2 protein-coding genes are annotated in these 2,325 nt (G+C 73.0%); both read right to left on the bottom strand.

Annotated features, from left to right (window positions below; translation table 11 throughout):
- Positions 1-70: 70 nt before the first annotated feature.
- Positions 71-1,666, bottom strand: coding sequence for a phosphoglycerate dehydrogenase (gene serA / locus ACTIR_RS0100885; RefSeq protein WP_007024735.1), 1,596 nt, complete (start codon positions 1,664-1,666; stop codon positions 71-73).
- Positions 1,667-1,876: 210 nt separating this feature from the next.
- On the bottom strand, positions 1,877-2,206 hold the full coding sequence (locus ACTIR_RS0100880; protein WP_026452870.1) for a DUF397 domain-containing protein: 330 nt from the start codon (positions 2,204-2,206) through the stop codon (positions 1,877-1,879).
- Between the last annotated feature and the right edge of the window lie 119 nt (positions 2,207-2,325).

Here is a 2,325-nt window from a genome sequence, read left to right as displayed (position 1 = left end):
CGAGGCCGCCCGGTCCCGCGGCACGGCGGAACCGGGCGGCCTCGTCGGGGACCGGGCGGTCGGGCGCCGGTCAGTCGAAGTCGACCGTGCGGATGCGCTGGGCGTCGACCGTGGCGCCGATCGGCTCCAACAGGTGGTTGTCCACGGCACGGTCCACACGCAGCAGCATCACGGCGTCCGAGCGGTCCGTGGTCTGGCTGATCTGGGCCGCCTCGATGTTGATGCCCGCCTCGCCGAGCAGGGTGCCGACCCGGCCCATGATCCCGGGCCGGTCCGGGTACTCCATGAGCAGCATGTGGCCCTCGGCGCGGATGTCGAAGTGCCTGCCGTTGACCTCGATCAGCTTCGGCACCTCGTCCTTGCCGGAGACCGTGCCGGAGACCGAGTGCTTCGTGCCGTCGGCGTGCACGACGGTCACGGTGAGCTGGCTGCGGTAGTTGTCGCTCTCCGGCCGGGTGGTCACGCTCGCCTCGACGCCCAGGTCCTCGGCCAGCCGGGGCGCGTTGACGAAGGTCACCTGGTCCTCGACGACACCGGAGAACACCCCGCGCAGCGCCGCCAGCTGCAGCACGCTGACGTCCTCGCCGGAGAGCTCGCCACCGGCCACGACGGAGACCGACGCCGGCGCCTTCGCGCTGAACGCCGACAGCACGGTGCCCAGCTTCTGGGCCAGCGGCACGTACGGCCGCACCTCCTCGCCGACGGCACCGCCCGCGACGTTCACCGCGTCCGGCACGAAGTCCCCGCGCAGGGCCGCCAGCGTCGAGTGGGCCACGTCGGTGCCCGCCCGGTCCTGCGCCTCGTGGGTGGAGGCGCCCAGGTGCGGGGTGACCACGACGTTGGGCAGGTCGAACAGCGGGCTGGAGGTGGTCGGCTCCTCGGCGAACACGTCCACGCCCGCACCGCCGACCCGGCCGTCGCGGACGGCCTCGGCCAGCGCGTCCTCGTCCACCAGACCGCCGCGGGCCGCGTTGACGACGATGGCACCCTTCTTGATCTTGGACAGCGCCGTGGCGTCGATCAGACCCTTGGTCTCGGGCGTCTTGGGCAGGTGGATCGTGATGATGTCCGCGCGGCGCAGCAGCTCGTCCAGCTCCACCAGCTCGACCCCGAGCTGCCCGGCACGCGAGGCCGAGGCGTAGGGGTCGTAGGAGAGCAGCTCGGTGTCGAACGCGCCGAGCCGGGTGGCCACGAGCTGGCCGATCTTGCCGAATCCGACGACACCGACGGTCTTGCCGTTGAGCTCGACACCGGTGTAGGACGAGCGCTTCCACTCGCCGCCGCGCAGGGTCTGGTCGGCCGCGGGCACCCGCCGCAGCACGGACAGCAGCAGCGCCACGGCGTGCTCGGCGGCCGAGACGATGTTCGACGTCGGGGCGTTGACCACCAGCACACCGCGTTCGGTCGCGGCCGGGACCTCGACATTGTCGAGCCCGACACCCGCCCGCGCGACGACCTTCAGCCGGTCGCTCGCGGCCAGCACCTCGGCGTCGACCTTGGTCGCGGACCTCACGAGCAGCGCATCCGCCTCCTTCACCGCCTCGAGCAGGGCGGCGCGGTCGGTTCCGTCCACGTGCCGGACCTCGACCTCGTCGCCGAACACGCTGACCGCGGACTCGGCGAGCTTCTCGGCGAGGAGAACGACGGGCTGGCTGGAATTGCTCACGATGCGCCTTTCGTCAGATCGGGTTCATTCGCACCACGCGCTGAATCGGGCCACGACGCTGTGCCCGCGATGCGCCGCAGTCTAGCCCCGGGGACCTGCGGGTCCAATGGTCACGCGAGCGGGAGCACCCGGATCGGCCGCACCGGGCCGGTGCACCACCCGTCCGTCCGGAGGCGCACGAATCCCTCCGCGTCCGGCTCTCGCCCCGCGTCAGAGCGCCTCCGGACGGTCGAACTCCCCGTCCCGCACGCCGGCGAGAAAGGCGTCCCACTCGGACGGTGTGAAGACGAGCACAGTGCCGTCCGGATCCCCCGCGCGGCGCAGAGCCACGTAGGTGGCCCCGTCGCCCTGGGTGAGGAAGGCGAACTCCACCGTGGCCGTGCCGTGATTTCCGACTCCGGGCCCGGGGTCGGACCCGGCGGGTCCCACGGGGCCCGCGGAGCCCGCACGGGTGTGCAGTGGCCGCCACCGCGCCGACCGCAGGTCGAGCCGGTCACGGACGTCCGCCTTCTCGTCCCCGGCCGGGATCCGCTCGCTCATGGGGGGCCACGGTAGAGCACACCGTGACGGCGGGCACACCGCTCCCGACCACGCTCCGCGACCCCGGCCCCGGCGGGGGTCGCACCGCGGTCCGGGTCCGGGGCGCCGGACGACGACGG

The organism is Saccharomonospora iraqiensis subsp. iraqiensis, assembly GCF_000430445.1.
Taxonomy (GTDB): domain Bacteria; phylum Actinomycetota; class Actinomycetes; order Mycobacteriales; family Pseudonocardiaceae; genus Saccharomonospora; species Saccharomonospora iraqiensis.
The sequence above is the reverse complement of the archived record's forward strand: the minus strand, read 5'-3'. Positions and strand labels throughout refer to the sequence as shown.